The sequence below is a fragment of the Rhodococcus sp. IEGM 1406 genome (assembly GCF_030056745.1).
Classification (GTDB): Bacteria; Actinomycetota; Actinomycetes; order Mycobacteriales; family Mycobacteriaceae; genus Rhodococcus_F; species Rhodococcus_F erythropolis.
This window is the reverse complement of the sequence record NZ_JASHKO010000056.1, coordinates 1-212: the sequence shown is the minus strand read 5'-3', so window position 1 is coordinate 212 and position 212 is coordinate 1. Positions and strand designations below refer to the sequence as shown.

The following is a 212-nucleotide window of genomic DNA, read 5'->3' as shown; positions in this document are numbered from 1 at the left end:
CATCCGTGACGGCCGGTGGGCGGACCGAAAAGCGAAGTGCCACATAGATCCCGATGGCCAGCAGGATCGTCGCCGTGATGGGGACTGCCGCTTCGGTGGACCGACCCGATAGCCCGGTTGCGCCGATGAATGCACCGACTGCGCCGGGCACACCGAGCTTGGCGACGCGCGGACCGTCGATGGTCTTGAACTTCCAATTCGACACCCCCGAA

1 pseudogene is annotated in these 212 nt (G+C 65.1%); it reads right to left on the bottom strand.

From position 1 onward, the window contains the following. Window positions 1–212, bottom strand: a pseudogene (locus QM596_RS29640) (sulfite exporter TauE/SafE family protein); the annotation flags it as partial.